Annotated in this window: 24 protein-coding genes; 10 read left to right on the top strand and 14 right to left on the bottom strand. The window is 70.3% G+C overall.

Going from position 1 to position 24,904, the window contains the following annotated elements; translation table 11 throughout:
* Positions 1-99: 99 nt before the first annotated feature.
* The 8 genes from hisF to hisD are packed head-to-tail and all read right to left on the bottom strand — an operon-like array spanning position 100 to position 5,816.
* Positions 100-855, bottom strand: a complete 756-nt coding sequence (hisF, locus tag OG866_RS32440) for an imidazole glycerol phosphate synthase subunit HisF (RefSeq protein ID WP_194080134.1) — start codon at positions 853-855, stop codon at positions 100-102.
* Positions 852-1,256, bottom strand: a complete 405-nt coding sequence (locus OG866_RS32435; protein WP_329340229.1) for a RidA family protein — start codon at positions 1,254-1,256, stop codon at positions 852-854. The genes hisF and OG866_RS32435 overlap by 4 nt, the downstream gene beginning before the upstream one ends.
* Positions 1,253-1,990 (bottom strand): bifunctional 1-(5-phosphoribosyl)-5-((5-phosphoribosylamino)methylideneamino)imidazole-4-carboxamide isomerase/phosphoribosylanthranilate isomerase PriA, encoded by a 738-nt coding sequence (gene priA / locus OG866_RS32430; RefSeq protein WP_329340227.1) that lies wholly within the window; start codon positions 1,988-1,990, stop codon positions 1,253-1,255. Before priA ends, OG866_RS32435 begins: the two co-directional genes overlap by 4 nt.
* Positions 1,990-2,643 carry an imidazole glycerol phosphate synthase subunit HisH gene (gene hisH, locus OG866_RS32425; RefSeq protein ID WP_329340225.1) on the bottom strand — a complete coding sequence of 218 codons (654 nt, stop codon included), beginning with the start codon at positions 2,641-2,643 and terminating at the stop codon, positions 1,990-1,992. The genes priA and hisH overlap by 1 nt, the downstream gene beginning before the upstream one ends.
* Positions 2,634-2,798 carry a hypothetical protein gene (locus OG866_RS32420; RefSeq protein ID WP_329340223.1) on the bottom strand — a complete coding sequence of 55 codons (165 nt, stop codon included), beginning with the start codon at positions 2,796-2,798 and terminating at the stop codon, positions 2,634-2,636. The genes hisH and OG866_RS32420 overlap by 10 nt, the downstream gene beginning before the upstream one ends.
* Complete coding sequence (gene hisB / locus OG866_RS32415) at positions 2,795-3,388, bottom strand: imidazoleglycerol-phosphate dehydratase HisB (protein WP_046261880.1); 594 nt, start codon at positions 3,386-3,388, stop codon at positions 2,795-2,797. The genes OG866_RS32420 and hisB overlap by 4 nt, the downstream gene beginning before the upstream one ends.
* Positions 3,385-4,494: a histidinol-phosphate transaminase gene (locus tag OG866_RS32410; protein ID WP_329340220.1), complete on the bottom strand. Its 1,110-nt coding sequence runs from the start codon at positions 4,492-4,494 to the stop codon at positions 3,385-3,387. Before OG866_RS32410 ends, hisB begins: the two co-directional genes overlap by 4 nt.
* A complete protein-coding gene (gene hisD / locus OG866_RS32405; protein WP_329340218.1) occupies positions 4,491-5,816 on the bottom strand; it encodes a histidinol dehydrogenase in 1,326 nt (441 codons plus the stop codon). Before hisD ends, OG866_RS32410 begins: the two co-directional genes overlap by 4 nt.
* Before the next feature lie 111 nt (positions 5,817-5,927).
* On the opposite strand from hisD, the gene OG866_RS32400 reads away from it, so the two are divergent.
* The 4 genes from OG866_RS32400 (at position 5,928) to ybaK (ending at position 9,960) form a co-directional block, all read left to right on the top strand.
* Positions 5,928-7,520, top strand: coding sequence for an oxidoreductase (locus OG866_RS32400; protein ID WP_329340216.1), 1,593 nt, complete (start codon positions 5,928-5,930; stop codon positions 7,518-7,520).
* A 142-nt stretch (positions 7,521-7,662) separates the two neighbouring features.
* Positions 7,663-8,685, top strand: coding sequence for a hypothetical protein (locus OG866_RS32395; protein WP_329340214.1), 1,023 nt, complete (start codon positions 7,663-7,665; stop codon positions 8,683-8,685).
* A gap of 11 nt (positions 8,686-8,696) precedes the next feature.
* A complete protein-coding gene (locus OG866_RS32390; RefSeq protein ID WP_329340212.1) occupies positions 8,697-9,437 on the top strand; it encodes an LON peptidase substrate-binding domain-containing protein in 741 nt (246 codons plus the stop codon).
* 16 nt (positions 9,438-9,453) lie between these two features.
* Positions 9,454-9,960: a Cys-tRNA(Pro) deacylase gene (gene ybaK / locus OG866_RS32385; RefSeq protein WP_329340211.1), complete on the top strand. Its 507-nt coding sequence runs from the start codon at positions 9,454-9,456 to the stop codon at positions 9,958-9,960.
* Between the two features lie 263 nt (positions 9,961-10,223).
* Here the strand turns inward: ybaK and OG866_RS32380 are convergent, their stop codons facing one another.
* From OG866_RS32380 to OG866_RS32365, 4 genes are all read right to left on the bottom strand, one after another.
* Positions 10,224-10,889 (bottom strand): AAA family ATPase, encoded by a 666-nt coding sequence (locus tag OG866_RS32380; protein WP_329340208.1) that lies wholly within the window; start codon positions 10,887-10,889, stop codon positions 10,224-10,226.
* Positions 10,890-10,923: 34 nt separating this feature from the next.
* Positions 10,924-11,745 carry an ABC transporter permease gene (locus OG866_RS32375; protein ID WP_329340207.1) on the bottom strand — a complete coding sequence of 274 codons (822 nt, stop codon included), beginning with the start codon at positions 11,743-11,745 and terminating at the stop codon, positions 10,924-10,926.
* 130 nt (positions 11,746-11,875) lie between these two features.
* Positions 11,876-12,850 (bottom strand): ABC transporter ATP-binding protein, encoded by a 975-nt coding sequence (locus OG866_RS32370; protein WP_329344403.1) that lies wholly within the window; start codon positions 12,848-12,850, stop codon positions 11,876-11,878.
* A gap of 107 nt (positions 12,851-12,957) precedes the next feature.
* A complete protein-coding gene (locus tag OG866_RS32365) occupies positions 12,958-14,169 on the bottom strand; it encodes an NYN domain-containing protein (RefSeq protein ID WP_329340206.1) in 1,212 nt (403 codons plus the stop codon).
* A 224-nt stretch (positions 14,170-14,393) separates the two neighbouring features.
* Here OG866_RS32365 and OG866_RS32360 point away from each other — a divergent pair, with 224 nt between their 5' ends.
* Positions 14,394-14,558 carry a hypothetical protein gene (locus OG866_RS32360; RefSeq protein WP_165951132.1) on the top strand — a complete coding sequence of 55 codons (165 nt, stop codon included), beginning with the start codon at positions 14,394-14,396 and terminating at the stop codon, positions 14,556-14,558.
* 97 nt (positions 14,559-14,655) lie between these two features.
* Here OG866_RS32360 and dnaE read toward each other — a convergent pair whose 3' ends face one another.
* A complete protein-coding gene (gene dnaE, locus OG866_RS32355) occupies positions 14,656-18,195 on the bottom strand; it encodes a DNA polymerase III subunit alpha (protein WP_329340203.1) in 3,540 nt (1,179 codons plus the stop codon).
* 202 nt (positions 18,196-18,397) lie between these two features.
* Here dnaE and OG866_RS32350 point away from each other — a divergent pair, with 202 nt between their 5' ends.
* The 5 genes from OG866_RS32350 to OG866_RS32330 all read left to right on the top strand — a co-directional run bounded on the left by OG866_RS32350 (position 18,398) and on the right by OG866_RS32330 (position 24,311).
* Complete coding sequence (locus OG866_RS32350; protein WP_329340201.1) at positions 18,398-19,723, top strand: DUF2252 domain-containing protein; 1,326 nt, start codon at positions 18,398-18,400, stop codon at positions 19,721-19,723.
* 91 nt (positions 19,724-19,814) lie between these two features.
* Positions 19,815-20,507 carry a hypothetical protein gene (locus tag OG866_RS32345; protein ID WP_329340198.1) on the top strand — a complete coding sequence of 231 codons (693 nt, stop codon included), beginning with the start codon at positions 19,815-19,817 and terminating at the stop codon, positions 20,505-20,507.
* A gap of 83 nt (positions 20,508-20,590) precedes the next feature.
* The gene (locus OG866_RS32340) at positions 20,591-21,403 is read left to right on the top strand and encodes a thioredoxin domain-containing protein (RefSeq protein ID WP_329340197.1); all 813 of its coding nucleotides are present in this window, start codon (positions 20,591-20,593) and stop codon (positions 21,401-21,403) included.
* Positions 21,404-21,484: 81 nt separating this feature from the next.
* On the top strand, positions 21,485-23,143 hold the full coding sequence (locus OG866_RS32335) for an alkaline phosphatase D family protein (protein WP_329340196.1): 1,659 nt from the start codon (positions 21,485-21,487) through the stop codon (positions 23,141-23,143).
* 178 nt (positions 23,144-23,321) lie between these two features.
* A complete protein-coding gene (locus tag OG866_RS32330; RefSeq protein WP_329340194.1) occupies positions 23,322-24,311 on the top strand; it encodes a zinc metalloprotease in 990 nt (329 codons plus the stop codon).
* Between the two features lie 10 nt (positions 24,312-24,321).
* Here OG866_RS32330 and OG866_RS32325 read toward each other — a convergent pair whose 3' ends face one another.
* The gene (locus OG866_RS32325; RefSeq protein WP_329344401.1) at positions 24,322-24,891 is read right to left on the bottom strand and encodes a dienelactone hydrolase family protein; all 570 of its coding nucleotides are present in this window, start codon (positions 24,889-24,891) and stop codon (positions 24,322-24,324) included.
* Between the last annotated feature and the right edge of the window lie 13 nt (positions 24,892-24,904).

The raw sequence follows: 24,904 nt of genomic DNA, 5'->3' as shown, positions 1-24,904 counted from the left end.
AGTTGCGCAATAGATTTTGCGCAACTTCTCTTTCCTATCTGTCCACAAGTAAGCCCCGACCACCTGGTGGCCGGGGCTTACCTCAACCCTTGAGGACCGTCACCGCACCGGGTGCCCGGCCCCTCGCAGCGCGTCCTTCACCTCGCCGATCCGCAGATCACCGAAGTGGAACACCGAGGCCGCCAGCACCGCGTCCGCCCCCGACTCGATCGCCGGGGCGAAGTCGGCGAGCTTGCCGGCGCCGCCCGAGGCGATGACCGGAACCGTCACGTGCTTGCGCACGGCGGCGATCATCTCCAGGTCGTAGCCGTCCTTGGTGCCGTCCGCGTCCATCGAGTTGAGCAGGATCTCCCCCGCGCCCAGCTCCGCGGCCCGGTGTGCCCACTCGACGGCGTCGATGCCGGTGCCCTTGCGGCCACCGTGGGTGGTGACCTCGAAGGTGCCCTCCGGAGTACGCCGCGCGTCCACCGAAAGCACCAGCACCTGCCGCCCGAACCGCTCGGCGATCTCGCGGATGAGATCCGGACGCGCGATGGCGGCGGTGTTCACACCGACCTTGTCCGCACCGGCCCGCAGCAGCTTGTCCACGTCCTCGGCGGTACGCACACCGCCGCCGACCGTGAGCGGGATGAAGACCTGCTCGGCCGTGCGGCGCACCACGTCGTACGTCGTCTCGCGGTTGCCGGACGACGCGGTGATGTCCAGGAACGTCAGCTCGTCGGCGCCCTCGGCGTCGTACACCTTGGCCATCTCGACGGGGTCGCCCGCGTCGCGCAGGTTCTGGAAGTTGACGCCCTTGACGACCCGGCCGTTGTCCACGTCCAGGCAGGGAATGACTCGGACCGCCAGGGTCATGAGTTCACGGCTCCTCTGAATGCCTCTACTTCGACTTCGACCAGGATGCGCGGGTCGACGAAGCCCTCCACGACGAGAAGGGTCGAGACCGGACGCACCGCGTCGAAGAGCTCCTTGTGCGCGCGGCCCACGTCGTCCACGTCCCGCGCATGGGTCAGGTACATCCGCGTACGGATCACCGACTCGACGCCGAGGCCGAACTCGCCGAGGGCCTCGATCGCCGCACCGAAGGCGACCCTGGCCTGCTCGTACGGATCGCCCTCGCCGTACAGCACGGAGCCCTTGAAGGACGTCGTGCCGCCGACCAGCACCCGGTCGCCCGCCGCGACGGCGCGCGCGAAACCGAAGGACTCCTCCCAGGGACTTCCGCTCTGCACCCGCCGTACGGCTTCCGACGTCATGTCGACACGACCTCCAGGGCCTCTTCCAGCGTGAACGCCTTCGCGTACAGGGCCTTCCCGACGATGGAGCCCTCGACACCGAGGGGTACCAGCTCGGCGATGGCCCGGAGGTCGTCCAGCGACGACACGCCGCCGGAGGCCACGACCGGCCGGTCGGTCGCCGCGCAGACATTGCGCAGCAGCTCCAGGTTGGGGCCCTGGAGCGTGCCGTCCTTGGCGATGTCGGTGACGACGTACCGGGCGCAGCCCTCCTTGTCGAGCCGCTCCAGCGCCTCGTAGAGGTCGCCGCCCTCGCTGGTCCAGCCGCGGCCCTTGAGGGTCGTGCCGCGGACGTCCAGGCCGACCGCGATCTTGTCGCCGTGCTCGGCGATGACCTTGGCGACCCACTCGGGGGTCTCCAGGGCGGCGGTGCCGAGGTTGACGCGGGTGCAGCCGGTGGCGAGGGCCGCCGCCAGGGAGGCGTCGTCCCGGATGCCGCCGGACAGCTCGACCTTGATGTCCATGGCCTCGGTGACCTGACGGACCAGGGCGCGGTTGTCGCCGGTGCCGAAGGCGGCGTCCAGGTCGACCAGGTGCAGCCACTCGGCGCCCGCCGCCTGCCAGGCGAGGGCGGCCTCGAGCGGGGAGCCGTACGAGGTCTCCGTGCCGGACTCACCGTGCACGAGGCGGACGGCCTGGCCGTCACGGACGTCGACGGCGGGGAGGAGTTCGAGCCGTGCGGGCTTCGCGGGCATCAGAGGGTTCCGATCCAGTTGTTCAGCAGCTGCGCTCCGGCGTCGCCGGACTTCTCGGGGTGGAACTGGGTGGCCCACAGGGCGCCGTTCTCCACGGCGGCCACGAACGGCTCGCCGTGCGTCGACCAGGTGACCAGGGGGGCCTTCATCGCCGGGTTCGTGATCTCCAGGGACCAGTCGTGGACGGCGTAGGAGTGCACGAAGTAGAAGCGCGCGTCCGCGTCCAGGCCGGCGAACAGCTGGGAGTCGGCCGGGCGGTCCACGGTGTTCCAGCCCATGTGGGGCACGATGTCGGCCTGGAGCGGCTCGACCGAGCCGGGCCACTCGTCGAGGCCCTCGGTCTCCACTCCGTGCTCGATGCCGCGCGCGAAGAGGATCTGCATACCGACGCAGATGCCCATGACCGGGCGCCCGCCGGACAGCCGGCGGTCGATGATCCAGTCGCCGCGCGCCTCCTTGAGGCCCTTCATACAGGCGGCGAAGGCGCCGACGCCCGGCACCAGCAGGCCGTCGGCGTTCATGGCCCGGTCGAAGTCACGCGTTATCTCGACGTCGGCCCCGGTGCGCGCGAGGGCGCGCTCGGCGGAGCGGACGTTGCCGAAGCCGTAGTCGAAGACGACGACCTTCTTGCCGCCGGCCGCGCTCAACTCCACACCTCCAGCCTCATGACACCGGCGACGAGACACATCGCGGCGGCGATGGAGAGCAGCACGATGAGCTGCTTCGGCATCTCCTGCTTGGCGAAGGAGATGATGCCGCCGACCAGGAAGAGGCCGACGAAGATCAGGACGGTGGACAGCCCGTTCACAGCGCGCCCTTCGTGGAGGGGAGGATGCCGGCCGCGCGCGGATCACGCTCGGACGCGTACCGCAGCGCCCGCGCGAGCGCCTTGAACTGGCACTCCACGATGTGGTGCGCGTTGCGCCCGTAGGGCACGTGCACGTGCAGGGCGATCTGGGCCTGGGCGACGAAGGACTCCAGGATGTGCCGGGTCATCGTGGTGTCGTACTCGCCGATCATCGGCGCCATCTTCTCGGGCTCGGTGTGCACGAGGTACGGGCGGCCGCTCAGGTCCACCGTCACCTGGGCGAGGGACTCGTCCAGCGGGACCGTGCAGTTGCCGAAGCGGTAGATGCCCACCTTGTCGCCGAGCGCCTGCTTGAAGGCGGCGCCGAGGGCGAGGGCGGAGTCCTCGATGGTGTGGTGCGAGTCGATGTGCAGGTCGCCCTCGGTCTTCACGGTCAGGTCGAACAGACCGTGCCGGCCGAGCTGGTCGAGCATGTGGTCGTAGAAGCCGACCCCGGTCGACACATCGACCTTGCCGGACCCGTCGAGATCGATCTCGACGAGCACGGAGGTCTCCTTCGTGACTCGCTCCACGCGTCCTACGCGGCTCATGCGTTCAGCTCCTTCTTCAACTCACGGACCGCGTCGAGGAACGCGTCGTTCTCCTCGGGGGTTCCTGCGGACACCCGCAGCCACCCCGGAATGCCGTTGTCCCGGACCAGGACACCCCGGTCGAGGATCTTCTGCCAGGCGGCGTGGGAATCGTCGAAGAGGCCGAACTGCACGAAGTTCGCGTCGGACTCCACGACGTCGTACCCGGCCGCCCGCAACTCGCTGACCAGCCGGTCCCGCTCGGCCTTCAACTGCTCGACGTACTTCAGCAGCGTGTCGGTGTGCTCCAGGGCGGCCAGCGCGGTCGCCTGGGTGACGGCCGACAGGTGGTAGGGCAGCCGTACGAGCTGTACGGCGTCCACGACCGCCGGGTGCGCGGCGAGGTAGCCGAGGCGCAGGCCCGCCGCGCCGAAGGCCTTCGACATGGTCCGGGAGATGACCAGCTGGGGCCGGCCCTCGATGAGCGGCAGCAGCGAGTCGCCGTGGCTGAACTCGATGTACGCCTCGTCGACCACGACCATCGACGGCTTCGCCGCCTGCGCGGCCTCGTACAGCGCGAGGACCGTCTCGGGCGGGACCGCGTTGCCGGTCGGGTTGTTGGGGGTGGTGATGAAGACGACGTCCGGCTTCCGCGAGGCGATCGCCCGCGCGGCCGACTCGACGTCGATGGTGAAGTCCTCGTTGCGGGGGCCGGAGATCCACTCCGTGCCGGTCCCGCGCGCGATGAGACCGTGCATCGAGTACGACGGCTCGAAGCCGATCGCGGTGCGGCCGGGGCCGCCGAAGGTCTGCAACAGCTGCTGGATGACCTCGTTGGAGCCGTTCGCCGCCCACACGTTGGCCAGGCCCACCTCGTGACCGGACGTGTCCGTCAGGTACTTGGCGAGCTGGGTGCGCAGCTCGACCGCGTCCCGGTCCGGGTAGCGGTTGAGGTCGCGGGCGGCCTCACGGACCCGCTCGGTGATGCGCTCGACCAGCGGCTCGGGCAGCTGATACGGGTTCTCGTTGGTGTTCAGCCGCACCGGCACGTCCAACTGGGGCGCGCCGTAAGGGGACTTGCCGCGCAGCTCGTCCCGTACGGGAAGATCGTCGATTCCGAAGCTCACTTGCTCTCAGGCACCTTCCAACCGAACCTTGCCTTGATCGCCGCGCCGTGCGCGGGCAGGTCCTCCGCCTCCGCCAGCGTGACCACGTGGTGCGCCACGTCCGCGAGCGCGTCCTGCGTGTAGTCGACGATGTGGATGCCGCGCAGGAAGGACTGGACGGAGAGCCCGGAGGAGTGGCAGGCGCACCCGCCGGTGGGCAGCACGTGGTTGGACCCGGCGGCGTAGTCGCCGAGCGACACGGGCGCCCAGGGACCGATGAAGATCGCGCCGGCGTTGGTCACCCGCTCGGCGACCGCGGTGGCGTCGGCCGTCTGGATCTCCAGGTGCTCGGCGCCGTACGCGTTGACGACCCGCAGGCCCTCCTCGACGCCGTCGACGAGGACGATCGCGGACTGCTTGCCCGCGAGGGCCGGGGCGATCCGGTCCTCGATGTGCTTGCTGGCCGCGACCTGCGGCGCCAGCTCCTTCTCCACCGCGTCCGCCAGCTCGACGGAGTCGGTGACCAGGACGGCGGCGGCCAGCGGGTCGTGCTCGGCCTGGCTGATCAGGTCGGCGGCGACATGCACCGGGTCGGCGGTGGCGTCGGCGAGGACCGCGATCTCGGTCGGGCCCGCCTCGGCGTCGATGCCGATCTTGCCGGTGAAGTAGCGCTTGGCGGCGGCGACCCAGATGTTGCCGGGGCCGGTGACCATGTTGGCGGGCGGGCAGGACTCGGTGCCGTACGCGAACATCGCGACGGCGGTGGCGCCACCGGCCGCGTACACCTCGTCCACGCCGAGCAGCGCGCAGGCGGCGAGGATCGTCGGGTGCGGCAGGCCGTCGAACTCGGCCTGGGCGGGCGAGGCGAGCGCGACGGAGGCGACACCGGCCTCCTGCGCGGGCACCACGTTCATGATCACGGAGGACGGGTAGACCGACCGGCCGCCCGGTGCGTACAGCCCGACGCGGTCGACGGGCACCCACTTCTCGGTGACGGAACCGCCGGGCACGACCTGGGTCGTGTGGGTGCTGCGACGTTGGGCGCGGTGGACGAGCCGGGCGCGGCGGATGGACTCCTCCAGGGCCGCGCGGACCGCCGGGTCGAGTTCCGCGAGGGCCTTCTCCAGCGCCTCCACTGGAACCCGTACGGATTCCAGTCGCACCCCGTCGAACTTCTCCGCGAAGTCGATCAGCGCCGCGTCGCCCCGATGATGCACGGCCTCGCAGATCGGACGCACCTTCTCCAGGGCGGCCTGAACGTCGAAGTCGGCTCGGGGCAGCAGGTCGCGCAGGGCGGGGCCCTCGGGGAGGGCGTCGCCGCGCAGGTCGATTCGGGAGATCACGGGGTCAATTCTCTCAGACCACGGTTCGGCGTCGTTCGGGCATTCCAATGGCTGATACGCAACCCGGAAGATCGCCTTCACGTCCTGTGCTTCGGGGGTGACCGAACGGGCATGACCGGGAGCGAGGACAACGTTGGAGGAGTGGTGACCGAGGGGGAAGTGCCGGACGATCTGACGCCCGCCGAGGCCGGCATGTGGCAGGCGTTCCGCAACGGCAGCGTGTACGACCTGAGCAGCGGCGACGCGGTCGTCGACGATCCGCACGGCGGGCACCCCTGGGGGCCGGAGCGGACCGTGCGGGCCCGCATCGTGTGCTGGCTGCTGCTGGACGGACCGCCCGCGCTGGCCGGCCGGGTGTCGGCGCTGAAGCTGGCCGGCGTGCAGATCAGCGGCCCGCTGGACCTGGCGGGCGGCATCGTGGTGCCGTACGTGGAGCTGAAGGGCTGCCGGTTCGAGCGGGACGTGCTGCTGCCGGAGGCCCGTTTCACCACCGTCCGCCTGGTGGACTGCGCGGTGCCGCGTCTGGAGGCGGCCCGCGTCCACACCGAGGGCGATCTGCATCTGCCCCGCTGCCGGTTCCACAACGGGGTACGGCTCACCGACGCGCACATCGGCACCGATCTGCTGCTCAACCAGGCCATCGTCTACCGGGACCGCAGCGGCCGTTCGATCGCCGCCGACGGTATGACCGTGGGCCAGGACCTCCAGGCCGAGCTCCTCGAATCGCACGGCGAGCTGAGCCTGCGCAGCGCCAAGGTGGGTGTCTCGCTGAGCCTGCGCGGCGCGAAGCTGGCCAACCCGTACACCCGCCTCGCGCTCAACGCCCCGCAGCTGACCGTCGGGCGCTCGATGTACCTGACCCCGGCGGGCATCGGCAGTGCGCTGCTGAGCGGGGCGACCCCGGCGCAAGGCACGCGCATCCAGCGGTTCACCTGCGAGGGCGGGCTGCGCCTTGACGACGGGCGGTTCGGGGACGCGGTCGACTTCGAGCAGGCCCGGTTCACCCTCACCGACGACCAGGAGGTGTCGCTGCGCCGCATCCAGACACCCGAGCTGCGCTTCCTCGGGGCGCGGCCGGCGCGGGGCATGGTCGTGCTGTCCGGGGCGCGGGTGGTGAACCTGATGGACCGGATGGACAGCTGGCCGGGCCCGGGCCGTCTCCACATGGGCGGGTTCAGCTACGAGAACCTGGTGCCGAGGGGTCCGTTCCCGCTGACCGAGCGGCTCGACTGGGTGGCCGCGGCGACCGCCGAGTACAACCCGGAGCCGTACGAGCGTCTCGCGACGGTGCTGCGGGCGGGCGGCGAGGACGAGGACGCGCGCGAGGTGCTGCTCGCCAAGCAGCGCCGCCGCCGCGAGACCCTGCCGCCGGCCGCCAAGCTGTGGGGGTACGCCCAGGACTGGACGGTCGCCTACGGCTACCGGCCGGGGCGCGCCCTGGTGTGGATGGCGCTGCTGTGGGCGGCGGGCTCGCTGGCCTTCGCGCACGCCGCCCATCCGCCGCTCAAGGGCGGCGAGGTCCCGCACTGGAACGCGACGCTGTTCGCCCTCGACCTGCTCCTGCCGGTCATCGACCTGGGCCAGGTCGGCTTCTGGCAGCTGCGCGGCGGCTGGCAGTGGCTGGCGGCGGCGATGATTCTGCTGGGCTGGATCCTGGCGACGACGGTGGCGGCGGGGGCGACGAGGCTGCTGAGACGCAACTAGATCCGCGTGACCCGAGTGGCGGGTGCACAGCGATCGAACAGTTGTTGAACAGTAACCTCTTTACCCGCTCTTGACCGGACGGCGTACAACTTTCCTCACATTGCCGAGAACCTCTGGCGCTTCCCGGAGCTGCGGCTTTTCAATGGTCGACACCATGGCTCTGCTGCCTCCGTTCATCCGGGCCTCCCGGACGACCAGGACCGTCGAGCACCCGCCCGTCGCGCTGCCGGCCGACGACGAGGTGCTCCTCGACGCGCCCGACGACCTGCTCGGCCCCGCTCTCGTGGCGGCCGGCCAGGGATCGTACGAGGTCGCGGCCACCCTGCTCGCCACGACCCGCGCGAGCGGCGCCTGGGAGAACCGCGACCGGTACGTCGTACGCCTGGCGTCCTTCGCGGGCGCGCGCCCCGAGTGGTTCGACGCCTGGCGTACGGCCGCCCCGCAGGACCCGGACCTGATGGTGGTCGGCGCCCAGCTCGCCGTGGCCCGCGCCTGGCCCTCGCCCGCCCGGGCGGAGCTGCTGCGCGAGCTGAGCCCGCTGATCACGGCCGCCGCCCGCGGGGACGACCGGGATCCGGTGCCGTGGCGGATAGCGCTGGACCACGCGCACGGCTCGAACGCCGGCCACAAGTACTTCGAGGAACTGTGGGAGGCGGCGATCCGCCGCGCGCCCCACCACTACGGCTGCCACGCCGCCGCCCTGCGCTACCTCGCCGACTCCTGGCACGGCTCGCACCACGAGTGCCTCGACTTCGCGGAGACCGCCGCGCAGGACGCCCCCGCCGACTCCCTCGTCCAGGCCCTGCCGACCCGGGCGGTGCTCGCCTATCTGACCGACGGCTGCGGCCCGGACATACCCCGGTCCCGGCTGCACGCGGCGGCCGACCGGGCGATCGCGCTGTCGGCGCGGTTCCCGGCGGCGGACCCGTGGCCGGCCGAGATGCGCAACAAGCTGACGTACGTCCTCGCGCTCCTGGACCGCCGGGCGGACGCCCTGGAGCAACTGCGCCGGATCGGCCCCTACGCGACCTCGTTCCCCTGGGACCTGGTCTCCGACGATCCGCTGGGCCGGTTCCTGGAACTGCGGGAGGAGATCCGCCTCAGGTCGGCCTCCGGGCATCCACGGAGTGAGCACCGAGGACGTGCACACTCCCGCGACCATTAGGCTTTTGCGCCGTGACCACCGTCCGGCTCCCGCTCTTCCCCCTGAACTCGGTTCTGTTCCCGGGGTTGGTGCTCCCGTTGAATGTCTTCGAGGAGCGCTACCGCGCCATGATGCGCGAACTTCTGAAAACCCCCGAGGACGAACCACGCCGCTTCGCCGTCGTCGCGATCCGCGACGGCCACGAGGTGGCGGCGAGCGAACCGGGCATGCCCGATCCCACGTCCGTCCCCGAGCGTGGCCCGGCGGCGGGCTTCGGCACCGAGCCGCTGAAGGCCTTCCACGGCACCGGCTGCATCGCGGACGCGGCGACGATCAGGGAGCGGGCCGACGGCACGTTCGAGGTCCTGGCGACGGGCACGACCCGTGTGAAGCTGGTGTCCGTCGACGCGTCGGGCCCGTATCTCGTCGCGGAGCTGGAGGAGCTCCCGGAGGAACGGGGCGAGGAGGCCGGCGCCCTGGCCGAAGGCGTCCTGAGGGCCTTCCGCGCGTATCAGAAGCGCCTGGCCGGCGCCCGCGAACGCTCGCTCACTTCCGGCTCGGAGCTGCCGGACGAACCAGCGGTCGTCTCCTACCTGGTGGCGGCGGCGGTGATGCTCGACACCCCCACCAAACAGCGCCTGCTCCAGGCCCCGGACACCGCGTCCCGGCTGCGCGACGAGCTGAAACTCCTGCGCACCGAGACGGCGATCATCCGTAACCTGCCGTCGTTGCCCGCGTCCGATCTGACGCGCGGCCCGACGAGTCTGAACTGAGCCCGGGGGACCACCGATGGCGAAGAAGTCCAAGAAGCAGGCACAGCAGTCGGGCGGCACCCCGGCGACGGTGGCCCTGACGACAGCGGACGTGGCCTTCACCGTCCACGCCTACGACCACGACCCGAACCACCCCTCCTACGGCGAGGAGGCGGCCGAGGCGATGGGCGTGTCCCCCGAGCGCGTCTTCAAGACCCTCGTGGCGGACGTGGACGGCACCCTGACGGTGGCGGTGGTCCCGGTGGCGGGCCAGCTGGACCTGAAGGCCCTGGCGGCGGCGGTGAACGGCAAACGGGCGGCCATGGCGGACCCGACCCTCGCCGAACGCACCACGGGCTACGTCCGAGGCGGCATCTCCCCGCTGGGCCAGCGCAAGAAGCTCCCCACGGTCCTGGACGCCTCCGCCTCCACCCACCCCACCATCTGTGTCTCGGCGGGCCGCAGAGGCCTGGAGGTCGAACTCGCTCCCGAGGACCTGGTGAAGCTCACGGAGGCGGTGCTGGCCCCCATCGGCCGCGCGTGACCCCTCGACGGGGGCCCGTTCCTCGGTTAAGTACGAGGAACATGTCGAAGAAAACGCGAAAGCGAAAGTGGCGCGTCAAGAAGGGCCGCTCAAACCACGGCAGGCGCCCGGCGTAGGCGGTTCTCTCAGCCCGTCCGGCGTTTGAGGACGAGGCCCCTTCAGGGCCGAAGCGGAGGCCTGGGGGGCAGCAGCCCCCAGGAGGGGACGGGTAGGGGCGGCGGGGGCGAGCGACACCCCGCCGCAACCACAACGCACCCGCACTCCTACGCCTGCGGCTTCGCCCCGTACGGCCCCGCCCCGTACGGCAGCTCAGGATCCCGCGGCCCGAACAGCCCCGTAAGCCCCAGGTGCACCACCAGCGCGCTCAACGACCACGCCAGCAACGCCCCCCTGGCCCCGAGCTTCAGCGGCGCGGAGAACGTCACCCCCTTGCCCACGGACTTCGCATGGGCCAGCACGTCCTGCGCGGGCCCGAGCCAGATCCCGACCCGCCAGGCCAGCAGCGACCCGAGCAGCCCGCCGACCCCGAGCGCCACCACCAGCGGCACGCCGCCACGCCGCCGCAGCAGGAACACCGCGAACGCGCTCACGACCCCGAACGCCAGCCCGAGCAGCGTGAACGTTCCGTCGACGCCGATCGCCTGCTCCCCCTCGGTGTCCTTGAGGTAGACGACCCAGCGCTTCTCGACGATGTCCCCGACCAGCGGCACATGCGGCGCCAGCCACCACCACAGCACCCCGAGCAGCAGCCCACCCAGCGCCGACGCCACCGCGATCACGGCGGCTTCCCGCAGTTCGGTCTTCATTCCAGGGCCGTCCTGTTCGTACAGGCTTCCGGGCCCACCGGCACCGTACTGCGGCGGCGCCTGCCAGGCCTGGTGCGGAGACGGGTCGCTCGGCGGCGGAGGAGGAGTCAGCGGTGCGGTCACCCTGACATCGTGCCAGGCCCGCCTGTGCGGCGCGTCACCGGACGGCCGCCCGACGGTAGGCCCAGGTGGCGACGCCCAGCGAGACGACCCCGACCGCCCCGCAGACGGCCAGGTCACCGAGGACGAACGCCCAGTCGGGATGCGGCCCGAAGGTCCGCGCGAAGGCTTCGACGCCGTACGTCGAGGGCAGCAGATCCCGCAGGAACCGCACCCCCTCCGGCATCCGGTCGGCCGGCAGCACGCCCAGCAGCAGCGCCGCGGACATGCCCAACTGACCGAGCACCGTCGCCAGCTCCGGCCGCGGCGCGAGCAGCCCGAAGGCCGCCCCGAGCCCGGCGAGCGCGGCCCCGGCGAGCGGGATCACCGCGACGAGCACCCACAGATGCGCCATCGGCAGCCCGAACAGGACGCACCCGAAGAGGGCCGTCACGACGGTCCCCGGCACGGTGAAGGAGGCGTACGCCCCGGCCGCCCCGAGCACGACGGCGGCGGGCGGCACGGGCAGGGTCGCGTAGTGGTCCAGCCCCCCGCTCGCCCGCAGCTGCCCGAAGTACTGGGCGAGCAGGTTGAGCGCGACGAAGGCCACCACGAGCACCGCCGAGCCCGCGACCACGGCCTGCGCCTCGGCCCCGCCGTCCACGACCCCGCGCATCAGGACCATGATCCCGACGGACTGGAAGGTCGCCACGAACAGCAGCGGGATGCGTGCGACCCGGGCCCGGGACAGCTGGGCCCGGTAGACGGCCACGAGCGCCGGCCACATCCGCGCACGCGGCCCGAGCTCGGCCGCGTCCCGGTCCGTCTCCTCGACGGCCAGGGCGCCGCCCGGCAGCACCTCGGCGGGTACGACACTCACGTGGCGCTGCTCCCTTTCACCAACGGGGTCACTGAGGGGGATCTGTCGGAGAACGCGTTCGCCCTGCTCCGTCTCCGTACGGATGCTACGGCCGGCTCGCTCAAGCCCGACTCAAGAGCCTTCAAAGCGTTCACGCCTTCACCAGCCCCTGCCGGGCCGCGCCGCCCAGCGCCAGGTACACGTCCTCCAGGCTGGGCGTGGCCAGCGTGAAGTCGTCGAGGGCGGCGAAGGCGGCCCCGCCGGTGACGGTGGCGACGACCGCGCGGGCCTCCTCCGGGGCGAGCCGGAGCGTCCAGCGCCGTCCGGCCTCGACGGCCCGGTCGTGCAGCGCGGCGACCTCGGGGACATGCAGCGGCGCGGCCTCGCGCCACACGAGGTCGACCCGGACCTCCCCGGCGACCTGCTCCTTGAGCCCGACGGGGGTGTCACAGGCGATCACCCGCCCGCGGTCGAGGACCGCGACCCGGTCGAGCACGGTCTCGGCCTCGATGACGTTGTGGGTGACGAGCAGCACGGTCGTCCCGCGCTCGGCCCGCCGCCGGTCCACGGCCGCCCACACGGCCCGCCGCGCCACCGGGTCCATGCCGGTGGTCGGCTCGTCGAGCACCAGCAGCGACCGCTCCCCGACCAGCGCGGCGGCGAAGCACGCGAGCCGCCGCTGCCCGCCGGACAGCTTCTTGATCGCCCGCCCGGCGAGCGGCGTGAGCCCGAGTTCGTCGAGTACGGCGTCCCGCTCGGCCCGCGCCACACGCGCCTCCAGGCCGCGCAGCCGTGCGGTGGTCTCGGCGGCCAGCGACACGGTGAGCTCGTCGAGGGCGGTGGACTCCTGGCCGAGGTAGGCGAGGATGCGCGCGGCCCGCTCCGGGTGGCGCACGATGTCGTGCCCGAGGATCTCCACGCTGCCGCTGTCGGGCCGCATCAGACCGGTCAGCTGCCGTACGAGGGTGGACTTGCCGGCGCCGTTCGGACCGAGCAGCCCGAAGATCTCACCGCGGCGGATGTCGAGTCCTACGTCGTCGGTGGCCCGCACCTCGGGCGTCGCGGGGACGCCGCGTCTGCCGCGTACCGCGGGATAGGTCTTGGTCAGTCCGCGCACGGCGCACACGACGTCGCCGCCCTGCCGAAGTGCCTGTCCCGCGCGCGTACTCACAAGGGACGAGACTACGGGGTCGGGAAGCTCCGTCCGCCTCTGGGGGCGGGGTATGTGCCGTTTCACTCCCCCGCGGGCGCGTGCTCCGCGGTCGTGCGTACGTCGATCTCGCGCCAGAACCCGGCCCGGATGGCATACCGGTCGTGCTCGTCGATCTGGTCGTCCTTGTGGGCGAGCAGTCCGAAGCGGGCGGCGTAGCGCAGCAGCTCACCGTCGATGCGGTGCGGGACGCGCGGGTACATGCCCGACAGCTTCTGCAACTGGCCCTGGTCGCCGAGCCGCTCCATCCAGCGCCGGGCGAAGACCTGCCCCACCTCGTAGGGGTCGCCGCCGACGGTCGTGATGTCCTCCTCGCGGTCGGCCCAGCGCTGCTCGGCGGTGGTGAGCTGGGCGAGCGTGGGCATGGAGGCGACCTCGGGCGGTTCGGCGGCGCCGCCGGGCCGGTCGACCCAGCCCTTGTCGGAGGACCAGCGCAGGGTCGCGTTGGCGGGTTGCTGGGGCTGGACGCTTGGGGCGCGCAGGGCGGCGAGGTCCTTGGGGGTGGGCACGCCCTTGGGCGCGGGCACCCGGTCCTGGGTGCCGTTCTCCGAGACGCCGGCTGTGGCGTGCTCGCCCTCCTCGGCGGAGCGCTCGGCGGCGGCGAGCGCGGACTCGGGCAGCGGCGCGGACAGGATCGCGGCGATCTCGGGGCGGGGCGCGGGCGGCGGCGCGCAGATCCCGCCGAGATCCTTGGCGCGGACGGCCTTGGTGATCCACGTCCGGTCCAGGACGCGCCGTTCGTCGGCCTCGGCGACCAGGTCCTCGGACTGGTTGTAGTCGCCGTCGGCGGCCTGCACGGCCCACAGGTGTACGGCGACGCCGTGCTCCTTGGCGGCCATCATGCCGGGCAGCAGATCGCCGTCGCCGGTGACGAGGACGATGTCGGAGCAGGCGCGGTTGCGGGCCAGCTCGGTGAGTTCGGCGTGCATGGCCGCGTCGACGCCCTTCTGGGCCCAGCGTCCGTCGCTGCGGGTCAGGGCGCCCAGCCGGACGGTGACCCGGGGCATCACCCGCAGCCTGCGGTGCTCGGGCTGGGGGACACGGTCGGGGGCGCCGTCGAACCAGTAGATGCGCAGCAGCGGCCGTTCCGTGTCCGACTCCGCGCGTTCGCGCAGGCCCTGGATGAGGGCGGCGTGATCCACGGTGATGCGGGAGCGGGAGGGCTCTCCGGCGAGGAGACTGGCCGCCGCCCCCAGCAGATACCCGGCGTCCACCAGGACGATGCAGCGGTCCACGCGACTCACCCTCTTCCCGGGAGGTTTGCTTCGGGCTTCCTTCGAGTCTGCCCGACCGCGCGGAGGTTAACGGCCGGAACTCGATCTTCGGCGTGGCGTTTCGAGGCATCGCCGAGCGAGAACCCCTGTCACACACGGTAATTATCCGAAATGCGTTCTTTGTCAGCCTATGTGAATCTGGTCGCGGCCCTGGCCCCTAGATCCCCCTCAGGAGGCAGATCACCATGGCCAAGAACAAGAACCGTGACCGCAAGCAGCCGCAGTCCGAGCGTGGTCAGCAGCAGGCCCAGCAGTCCTCGATGGAGGCGCAGGCCGAGCAGCGCATGACCCAGGTGACTCCGGGTGACATGGCCCGCAAGGGCAAGCAGAAGCGCTTCGGTCACAACTGACATCTGCATAACGGGTCGTTGAGACCCCCTGGTCGTTGAGACCCAGGCACACAGAGAGGGCGCACCCGGTTTCCGGGTGCGCCCTCTCGACGTACGGCTAACCGGCCAGGCAGGACGGGCCGAGCAGGACCTTCAGGTCGCCGAAGAGTGCGGGATCCGGCTTCACCCGGTGCCGGTCCAGGCGCAGGACGGTGGTCTTGGTCGGGCCCTGGAGCTTGATCCGGACCTCGCTCTCGCCCTTGTGGTGGCTGAGGATCTCGCCGAGGCGGCTGACCATCGGCGGGGTGACCCTCGTTGCCGGGATGGTGAGGATCACGGGCGCGTTGGTGCCCGCGTTGGACAGGTCGGGGACCTGGAGTTCCATCGCGACCAGGCGGGGGACGTCCTCGCGCTTGTCGAGGCGGCCCTTGACGAACACGACGGCGTCCTCGACGAGTTGGGTCGACACCAGCTGGTAGGTCGCAGGGAAGAACATGCACTCGATGGAGCCGGCGAGGTCCTCGACGGTGGCGATCGCCCAGGCGTTGCCCTGCTTGGTCATCTTGCGCTGGAGGCCCGAGATGATGCCGCCGATGGTGACGACCGCGCCGTCCGCGTGCTCACCTCCGGTGAGCTGGGCGATGCCCGCGTCGGCCTTGTCGGACAGCACGTGCTCCAGGCCGAAGAGCGGGTGGTCGGAGACATAGAGACCGAGCATCTCCCGCTCCTGGGCGAGGAGATAGGCCTTGTCCCACTCGTCGGTGGTGAACTCCACGTCGAGTCCGAAGCCGGGCTCGCTGGTCTCCTCCTCGCCCATGCCGCCGAAGAGGTCGAACTGGCCCTCGGCCTCCTTGCGCTTGACCTGCACCACGTTGTCGATCATCGGCTCGAAGTGCGCGGTGAGGCCCTTGCGGGTGTGCCCCATGGTGTCGAAGGCGCCCGCCTTGATCAGCGACTCCGTGGTGCGCTTGTTGCAGGCGACCGCCTCGACCTTGTCGAGGTAGTCGGGGAAGGAGGCGTACTTCCCCTTGGCCTTGCGGCTCCTGATGATCGACTCGACCACGTTGGTACCGACGTTGCGCACCGCTTCGAGGCCGAAGAGGATCACGTCGTCGCCCTGGGCGGCGAAGTTGTGCACCGACTCGTTCACGTTCGGCGGGAGCACCTTGATGCCCATGCGCCGGCACTCGTTGAGATAGATCGCGGACTTGTCCTTGTCGTCCTTGACCGAGGTGAGCAGTCCGGCCATGTACTCGGCGGGGTGGTTCGCCTTGAGGTAGGCGGTCCAGTACGAGACCAGGCCGTACGCGGCCGAGTGCGCCTTGTTGAACGCGTAGCCGGCGAACGGGACCAGGACGTCCCACAGGGCCTTGATGGCCTCGTCGCTGTAGCCGTTCTTCTGGGCGCCGGCCTGGAAGATGGTGAAGTTCTTGGCCAGTTCCTCGGGCTTCTTCTTGCCCATCACGCGGCGCAGGATGTCGGCCTCGCCGAGCGAGTACCCGGCGATGATCTGGGCGGCCTTCTGCACCTGCTCCTGGTAGACGATCAGGCCGTAGGTGACGTCCAGGACCTCCCGGAGCGGCTCCTCCAGCTCGGGGTGGATCGGGGTGATCTCCTGGAGCTTGTTCTTGCGCAGCGCGTAGTTGGTGTGCGAGTCCATGCCCATCGGGCCCGGCCGGTACAGGGCCGAGACGGCGGAGATGTCTTCGAAGTTGTCGGGCTTCATCAGCCGCAGCAGCGAGCGCATGGGGCCGCCGTCGAACTGGAAGACGCCGAGCGTCTCACCGCGCTGGAGGAGTTCGAAGGTCTTCGGGTCGTCCAGCGGCAGGGCCAGCAGGTCGAGGTCGATGCCCTTGTTGGACTTCACCATCTTGACGGCGTCGTCCATGATCGTCAGGTTGCGCAGGCCCAGGAAGTCCATCTTCAGCAGGCCGAGCGACTCGCACTGCGGATAGTCCCACTGTGTGATGGTCACGCCGTCGGTGTGCCGCACCCAGATCGGGGCGTGGTCGACGATGGGCTCGCTGGACATGATCACGCCGGCCGCGTGCACACCCATCTGCCGGACCAGGCCCTCGACGCCCTTGGCGGTGTCGATGACCTTCTTCACGTCCGGTTCGTTCTCGTACATCGCGCGGATCTCGCCGGCCTCGCTGTAGCGCGGGTGCGAGGGGTTGGTGATGCCGTCGAGGTCGATGCCCTTGCCCAGGACGTCGGCGGGCATGGCCTTGGTCAGGCGGTCGCCCATCGCGTACGGGTAGCCCAGCACGCGCGCGGAGTCCTTGATCGCGTTCTTGGCCTTGATCTTGCCGTAGGTGCCGATCATGGCGACCTTGTCCGAGCCGTACTTCTCCGTCACGTACCTGATCACCTCGACGCGCCGACGCTCGTCGAAGTCGATGTCGACGTCGGGCATGGAGATGCGCTCGGGGTTGAGGAACCGCTCGAAGATCAGGCCGTGCGGGATCGGGTCGAGGTCGGTGATGCCCATGGCGTAGGCGACGATCGAACCGGCCGCGGAGCCTCGGCCCGGGCCGACCGCGATGCCCTGCTTCTTGGCCCACATGATGAAGTCGGCGACCACGAGGAAGTAGCCCGGGAAGCCCATCGAGATGATGGTGTCCATCTCGTACTCGACCTGCTTCATGCGGTCGTCCGGGATGCCGTCCGGGAAGCGGCGGGCCATGCCGCGCATGGTCTCCTCGCGGAACCAGGTGACCTCGGTGTAGCCCTCGGGGATGTCGAACTTCGGCATGAGGTTCTTGGCCTCGAACATGCCGGTGGTGTCGACCTGCTCGGCGACCAGGAGGGTGTTGCGGCAGCCCTCCTGCCAGGCGTCGGAGGAGTCGACGGCGTACATCTCGTCCGTGGACTTCAGGTAGTAGCCGGTGCCGTCGAACTTGAAGCGGTCCGGGTCGGAGAGGTTCTTGCCGGTCTGGATGCACAGCAGCGCGTCGTGGGCCGTCGCCTCGTGCGCGTACGTGTAGTGCGAGTCGTTGGTCACCAGCGGCGGGATGCCGAGCTTCTTGCCGATCTCCAGCAGGCCGTCACGGACCCGGTGCTCGATCTCGATGCCGTGGTCCATCAGCTCGAGGAAGTAGCGGTCCTTGCCGAAGATGTCCTGGTACTCGGCGGCCGACTTCAGGGCCTCGTCGAACTGGCCGAGGCGAAGGCGGGTCTGGAGCTCGCCGGAGGGGCAGCCGGTGGAGGCGATGAGGCCCTCGGACCACTGGGAGATGGTCTCCTTGTCCATCCTGGGCCACTTCTGGAGCCAGCCCTCGGCGTAGGCGTCCGAGGAGAGCTTGAAGAGGTTGTGCAGGCCCGTCGCGTTCGCCGCCCAGATCGTCTTGTGGGTGTAACCACCCGAACCGGAGACGTCGTCCCGCTTCTGGTGGGGCTGGCCCCACTGGATCTTGCGCTTGTTGCGCCGGGACTCGGGGGCGACATAGGCCTCGATCCCGATGATCGGCGTGACCCCGGCCTTCTTCGCGGTGTGGAAGAAGTCGTACGCCCCGTGGAGGTTGCCGTGGTCGGACATGGCGATATGGGTCATGCCCATCTCGTTGCACGCGTCGAACATGTCCTTCAGCCGCGCGGCACCGTCCAGCAGGGAGTACTGGGTGTGGACGTGCAGGTGCGTGAACGGCGGCTTCGACACGGTTTGGCCTCCAGGGAAAACAGTCGGCGACGGCTGGCGCACAGTTCGGGGGACAGCTCGGAAGTCTATGCCTCGGCACTGACACTCCGGGGCCCGCCCCGCGTACCTTCACAGCGAGGGATTCCGCGGGCACTTTCGTCCGCTCCCGCCCGTTGAGACGACAGAAACGCTGTCGTACACATGCACCAGGAGGCACCCAGCGATGTCGGTACCGCAGCTCAACGACGAGCCTCGCGGCGAGGAGATCCTCGCCGTCTTCGACACCGCGTTCGGCGAGCTCCTGGCCGCCGACCCGGCCGCGTTCCGCGTGAAGTTCCGCAAGATGGCGGCCTCGGCGTTCGCGTTCTACCGGGGGACGGCGTGCCTGTTCTACAACGACCTCGAAGCAGACAGGCGAGGCGGCCCGTACCTGGACGAGCGCACCTCGCGCGTGTGGATCCACGGCGACCTGCACGCGGAGAACTTCGGCACGTACATGGACGCCAACGGCCGGCTGATCTTCAACGTCAATGACTTCGACGAGGCCTACGTCGGCCCCTTCACCTGGGACCTCAAGCGCTTCTCCGCCTCCATCGCCCTGATCGGCTACGCCAAGGCCCTCAGCGACGAGCAGATCACCGAGCTGGTGGGGGTGTACGCGGGCGCGTACCGCGAGCGCATCCACGCGCTGGCGACCGGCGCCAAGAGCGACGAGGTGCCGCCCTTCACCCTGGACACCGCCGAGGGCCCGCTCCTGGACGCGCTGCGCGACGCCCGCTCGCTGACCCGCTTCGGGCTCCTTGAGTCGATGACGGAGATCCGTGACTTCGAGCGCCGCTTCGCCCCGGGCGGCGGCTCCATCGAGCTGGACGCGGCCACGCGCTACAAGGTGCTGGCGGCCTTCGACGGTTACCTGGAGACCCTGCCGGAGACCTCGCTGGCCCGCCCGGACTCCTACCGCGTGAAGGACGTGGTCGGCCGGCGCGGGATCGGCATCGGCTCGGCGGGGCTCCCGTCGTACAACATCCTCCTGGAGGGCCACAGCGACGCGTTGGAGAACGACGTCGTGATCTACATCAAGCAGGCCCAGACCCCGGCCGTCTCCCGGCACATCACCGACCCGGCGATCCGCGGCTACTTCCAGCACGAGGGCCACCGCACGGTGATCTCCCAGCGCGCCCTCCAGGCGCACGCCGACCCGTGGCTGGGCTGGACCGAGCTGGACGGGGCGGGGCAGCTGGTCGCCGAGGTCTCGCCGTACGCGGTGGACCTGGACTGGAGTGACATCGACGACACGGAGGAGATCGCGGCGGTCGTCGCCGACCTCGGCCGGGCCACGGCCACCATGCACGCGGCGGCGGACGACCAGTCCGGCGAGTCCCTGGTGCCGTTCTCCACCGAGCGGGCCATCGACGCGGCGATCGCGGCCGACGAGGACGGCTTCGCCGACCTCCTGGTCTCCTTCGCGCACGACTACGGCGCACGCGCGCGTACCGACCACCAGATCTTCGTCGACCTGTTCCGCAACGGCCGGATCCCGGGTCTGTGACGGAAACCGCGCGGGTGTCCATAACGATAGGGCCGCTCACAGGGAGCTTTTAGCGGTCCCTTACAGGCCCGCGTGACACACTCTCTCCGCTATGGACATATCCGGGACCCAGCTACGAGCGCTCCGCGCGGCGCTGTTCACGGCACTCGTCGTGACGCTCAGCACCGCGTCGCACGTGCTGCTGTCCCGGGCCCCGCTGCCGCTGAACACGGTGGCCCTGGTCGCGGCCGCCGTGTTCGCCGTGGCGTACGCGCTGGCCGGCCGGGAGCGGAGCTTCGGGCGGATCGCCGCCCTGCTCGTCCCCCTGGAGCTGGCCGCCGACACCGCCCTCACCACCGGGCAGCACGTCTGTTACGGCGCCGCGGGCGGCCCCGTCGCGGGACCGCTGCGCTCGGTCGGCTGGGACGTGTTCTGCGGTGACGGCACCAGTGTCGGCAGCCCTCTGGCCCGCGTCACGGGCACCGACACCGACCGGCTGGCGTCCCTCCTCGCCCACGCCGACCCGCAGGCCGCCTGGCTGCTGCTCGGCGCGCACATCGGCGTGGGTCTGCTGGCCGCCGTCTGGCTGCGCCGCGGCGAGCGGGCGCTGGCCCAGCTGTTGCGCGCGGTGTCGGCGACGACGTTCCGGCCGCTCCTGCTGGCGGTCGCCGCCGTGGCGGTCCGCCGCACCCCGGCACCGCGCCGCCCGCTCCACCCCGGTCGCCGTACGGCCACCGCGCGCGATCGGATCCTCGTGCACTCCCTGGGACGGCGTGGACCGCCGTGCTCGGTCGCTTTCGCCTGACCCACCCGAACAGCACCGAGCATCACCACTCCCTCTTACGTATCCGCACACGACGTGTGCGCGTCCCCTTACGGAGATCACCCATGAGCAAGCGGAACAGCCAGGCGGCGAAGACGGCGGCCCGCGAGCGGCTGCGTCTGGAGCGCGAGCGCCAGGCCAAGCGCGACAAGATCAAGCGGCAGGTCATCGTCGCCTGCTCCATAGTGGGCGTCCTCGCGATAGCCGGAGGCATCGGCTACGCCGTCGTCCAGAACAACAAGCCCGGCTACTGGGAAGACGCCAAGAACGACAAGCTCGTCAAGCCGGCCAACACCACCGGCACGAACGGCACGACCGTCGTCATCGGCAAGAGCAGCGCCAAGAAGACCCTCGTCATGTACGAGGACTCGCGCTGCCCGGTCTGCGCCCAGTTCGAGCAGACGGTCGGCCCGACCGTGAAGAAGGACCTCGACGCCGGCAAGTTCAAGATCCAGTACGTCGGCGCCACCTTCCTGGACGACAAGCTGACCGGCGAGGGCTCCAAGAACGCCCTCAGCGCGCTCGGCGCCGCGCTCAACGTCAGCCCCGAGGCCTTCCTCGAGTACAAGACCGCGATGTACTCGACGAAGTGGCACCCCGAGGAGACCGACGACAAGTTCAAGGACGACGCCTACCTCATCAAGGTCGCCAACACGGTCGACGCCCTGAAGAACAACAAGCAGTTCCAGAAGGACGTGAAGGACGGCACCTACGACAAGTGGGCGCTGGAGGAGTCCAAGGTGTTCGACAAGGCCGGCGTGGGCGGCACCCCGACCCTGCAGATGGACGGCAAGAACCTGACCGGCTCCGACGGCGAGAACGCGCCGATGACGGTGGCCGAGTTCAACACCGCGCTCGAGGCGGCCCTGAAGGCCTGATCCAGGCCTTCGGGCAAAGAGCGGGCGAACTTTCACCGGTTCGCCCGCTCTCGTTCATACCGATCAGTAACCTGATCGGTCGTGACCAGTAGACACAGAGCATCCGAGCGCCTCAACTCCCTGGCGCCACGCCGCCGTACGGTCGTGAAGGCCGCCGCCGCCACCGCGGGCGCCGTCCTCGTCGCGGCCCCCTTCCCCGCCGGCGCCGCCGACGAGGCCCCCGCCTTCCTGCACGGCGTCGCCTCCGGCGACCCGCTCCCGGACGGCGTCCTGCTGTGGACCCGGGTGACCCCCGTGGCCGCGGCGATACCCGGCTCCGGGCTCGGCCCGGACACCGAGGTGAGCTGGATCGTCGCCCTGGACAAGGCGTTCACGAACATCGTCGCCAAGGGCTCGGTCACCGCGACCGCCGCCTCCGACCACACCGTCAAGGCCGACGTGCGCGGCCTCGCCCCGGCCACCGACTACTGGTTCCGCTTCTCCGCGGGCGGCACCGACTCCCCGGCGGCGCGTACCCGCACCGCGCCGGCGGCGGACGCGGCCGTCACGAACCTCCGCTTCGGCGTGGTCTCCTGCGCCAACTGGGAGGCTGGCTACTTCGCGTCGTACCGCCATCTCGCGGCCCGCGGCGACCTGGACGCCTGGCTCCATCTGGGCGACTACATCTACGAGTACGGCACCGGCGAGTACGGGACGCGCGACACCGTCGTACGGCAGCACGCGCCGACCCACGAGATCCTCAGCCTCGCCGACTACCGCGTCCGGCACGGGAAGTACAAGACCGACGCCGACCTTCAGGCGCTGCACGCGGTGGCCCCGGTCGTCGCGATCTGGGACGACCACGAGTTCGCCAACGACGCCTGGTCGGGCGGGGCCGAGAACCACACCGAGGGCACGGAGGGCGCCTGGGCCGCGCGCCAGGCCGCCGCGAAGCAGGCGTACTTCGAGTGGATGCCGGTGCGCCCGGCGATCGCGGGGACGACCTACCGGCGGCTGCGCTTCGGCAAGTTGGTCGACCTGTCGCTCCTCGATCTGCGGTCCTTCCGTTCGCAGCAGGTCTCCGTCGGGAACGGCTCGGTCGACGACCCGGACCGCACCCTCACCGGGCGGGCCCAACTGGACTGGCTGAAGGCGGGCCTGAAGTCCTCCGACACCACCTGGCGGCTGGTCGGCAACTCGGTGATGATCTCGCCGTTCGCGATCGGCTCGCTCTCCGCCGACCTGCTCAAGCCGCTCGCCAAGCTGCTGGGCCTGCCGCAGGAGGGCCTCGCCCTCAACACCGACCAGTGGGACGGCTACACGGACGACCGCCGTGAACTCCTGGCCCATCTGCGCTCGAACGCGATTCGCAACACCGTGTTCCTGACCGGTGACATCCACATGGCGTGGGCCAACGACGTACCGGTGGACGCCGGTACGTACCCGCTGTCGGCCTCGGCCGCGACCGAGTTCGTCGTCACCTCGGTGACCTCGGACAACCTCGACGACCTCGTGAAGGTCCCCGAGGGCACGGTCTCCGCGGTCGCCGCGCCGATCATCAAGCTGGCCAACCGGCATGTCCACTGGGTCGACACCGACCGCCACGGCTACGGCGTCCTGGACATCACCGCCGACCGCGCGCAGATGGATTACTACGTCGTCTCCGACAAGACGAAGGCCAACGCGACCTCGTCCTGGGCGCGTTCGTACCGCACGAGGACCGGTACGCAGAAGGTCGAGCGGACTTACGACCCCGTGTAGTCAGGTTCCGGCCAACGGCGAGGGGTGCGGCCCGTGTTCGTATACGGCCGCGCCCCTCGCCCGAAGTCAGAAGGTGATCGGAAAGCATTTACAGGCTGGGCATGTACACGTAATCTCCGGGCGGCGGCCAGGAAGACCCCTGCGTCCGCTCTCCCCAACGCATCAGCTAGGAGTCAGCATGCGTGCGCTTGCCCGGATATCCCCTGTTATGCGCAGACGCCTTCTCGGTACGGCCGTGATGGCCGGAACCCTGATGCTCACCCCGTTGTCGGCACCCACCGGAATCGCCGCGGCCCAGACTCCGGCCGCCGACTGCGCCGACACGGACACCCACGCGGCGGCCCGCGAGTCCCGCCCGGGCAGCGGCGAGAACGTCGCCGAGCCCAACGAGGTCAGCACCGCCAAGGCCCAGGCGATGGACGCCGATCTGCGCGCCAAGCTCGACAAGCTGCCCTCGTCCGGCAGCCGCAGCCTCGCCGCCGCGGCCTCCACCAGCATCCCGGTGTACTTCCACGTCATCCACGACGGCGCCACCGGCAACCTCAGCTCGTCCGCCATCACCGCCCAGATGAACGTCCTGAACGCGGCCTACGCCGGCCAGGGCACCGGAAACGTCGACTCCGGCTACCAGTTCACGCTGGCCGGCACGGACTACACCGACAACGCCACCTGGTACAACGTCGGTTCCGGCTCCACGGCGGAGAAGGCGATGAAGACCGCCCTGCGCAAGGGCGGCGCGAACGCGCTCAACATCTACACCGCCAACCTCGGCGGCGGCCTCCTCGGCTGGGCCACCTTCCCCAGCTCCTACAAGTCCAGCCCCTCCATGGACGGTGTCGTCATCCTCGACACGTCCCTGCCCGGCGGCTCGGCGACCAACTACAACGAGGGCGACACCGCCACCCACGAGGTCGGCCACTGGATGGGGCTCTACCACACCTTCCAGGGCGGCTGTAACGGCAACGGCGACTACGTCAGCGACACCCCGGCCGAGAAGAGCGCCGCCTTCGAGTGCCCGACCGGCCGCGACAGCTGCACCAACAAGACCGGCGTCGACCCGATCCACAACTTCATGGACTACACGTACGACAACTGCATGTACCAGTTCACCTCGGGCCAGGTGACGCGCATGCAGCAGAGCTTCGCGGCCTACCGCGCCGCGGGCTGAACCGGCTGATCTAGAGGGTCTCCAGGAAGCCGAGGGCCACCCGCCAGGTGGCCTCGGCGGCCTCCTCGTCGTAGTCGGGCAGGTCGGGGTCGGTGTAGAGGTGGCCGGCCCCGGCGTACCGGTAGATCTCCACGTCCGCGCCCGCGCGGCCCATCTGGAGATACCAGGAACTCAGCCAGTCGTCCGTCTCGAACTGGTCCGGCTCGGCGACATGCAGCTGGACCGGCAGCTCGTCCACGGCCGCGTTGGCGGCGATGTCCGAGGTGCCGTGCAGAAGCAGCAGCCCGCGCGCCTTGTCGTCGCCGAGAGCGAGGGTCTGCGCGACGGAGGCACCGAAGGAGAACCCGGCGTAGACGAGCCCCCGCTCGGAATAGGGCGCGGCGGCCAGCACGGCCCGCTTCAGCAGCTCGTCCTTGCCGATGCTCTCCTTGAACTCCATGCCCTCCTCGACCGTCTCGAACGTGCTGCCCTCGAAGAGGTCCGGCGTCCAGACCTGGTGTCCGGCGGCGCGCAGCCGGTCCGCCGCCGCGCGCACCGCGGGCCGCAGACCGTACGTCGAGTGAAAGAGCATGATGTTCATGAGGCCCATCGTG

Source organism: Streptomyces sp. NBC_00663 (assembly GCF_036226885.1).
Lineage (GTDB): Bacteria > Actinomycetota > Actinomycetes > Streptomycetales > Streptomycetaceae > Streptomyces.
The sequence above is the reverse complement of the archived record's forward strand: the minus strand, read 5'-3'. Positions and strand labels throughout refer to the sequence as shown.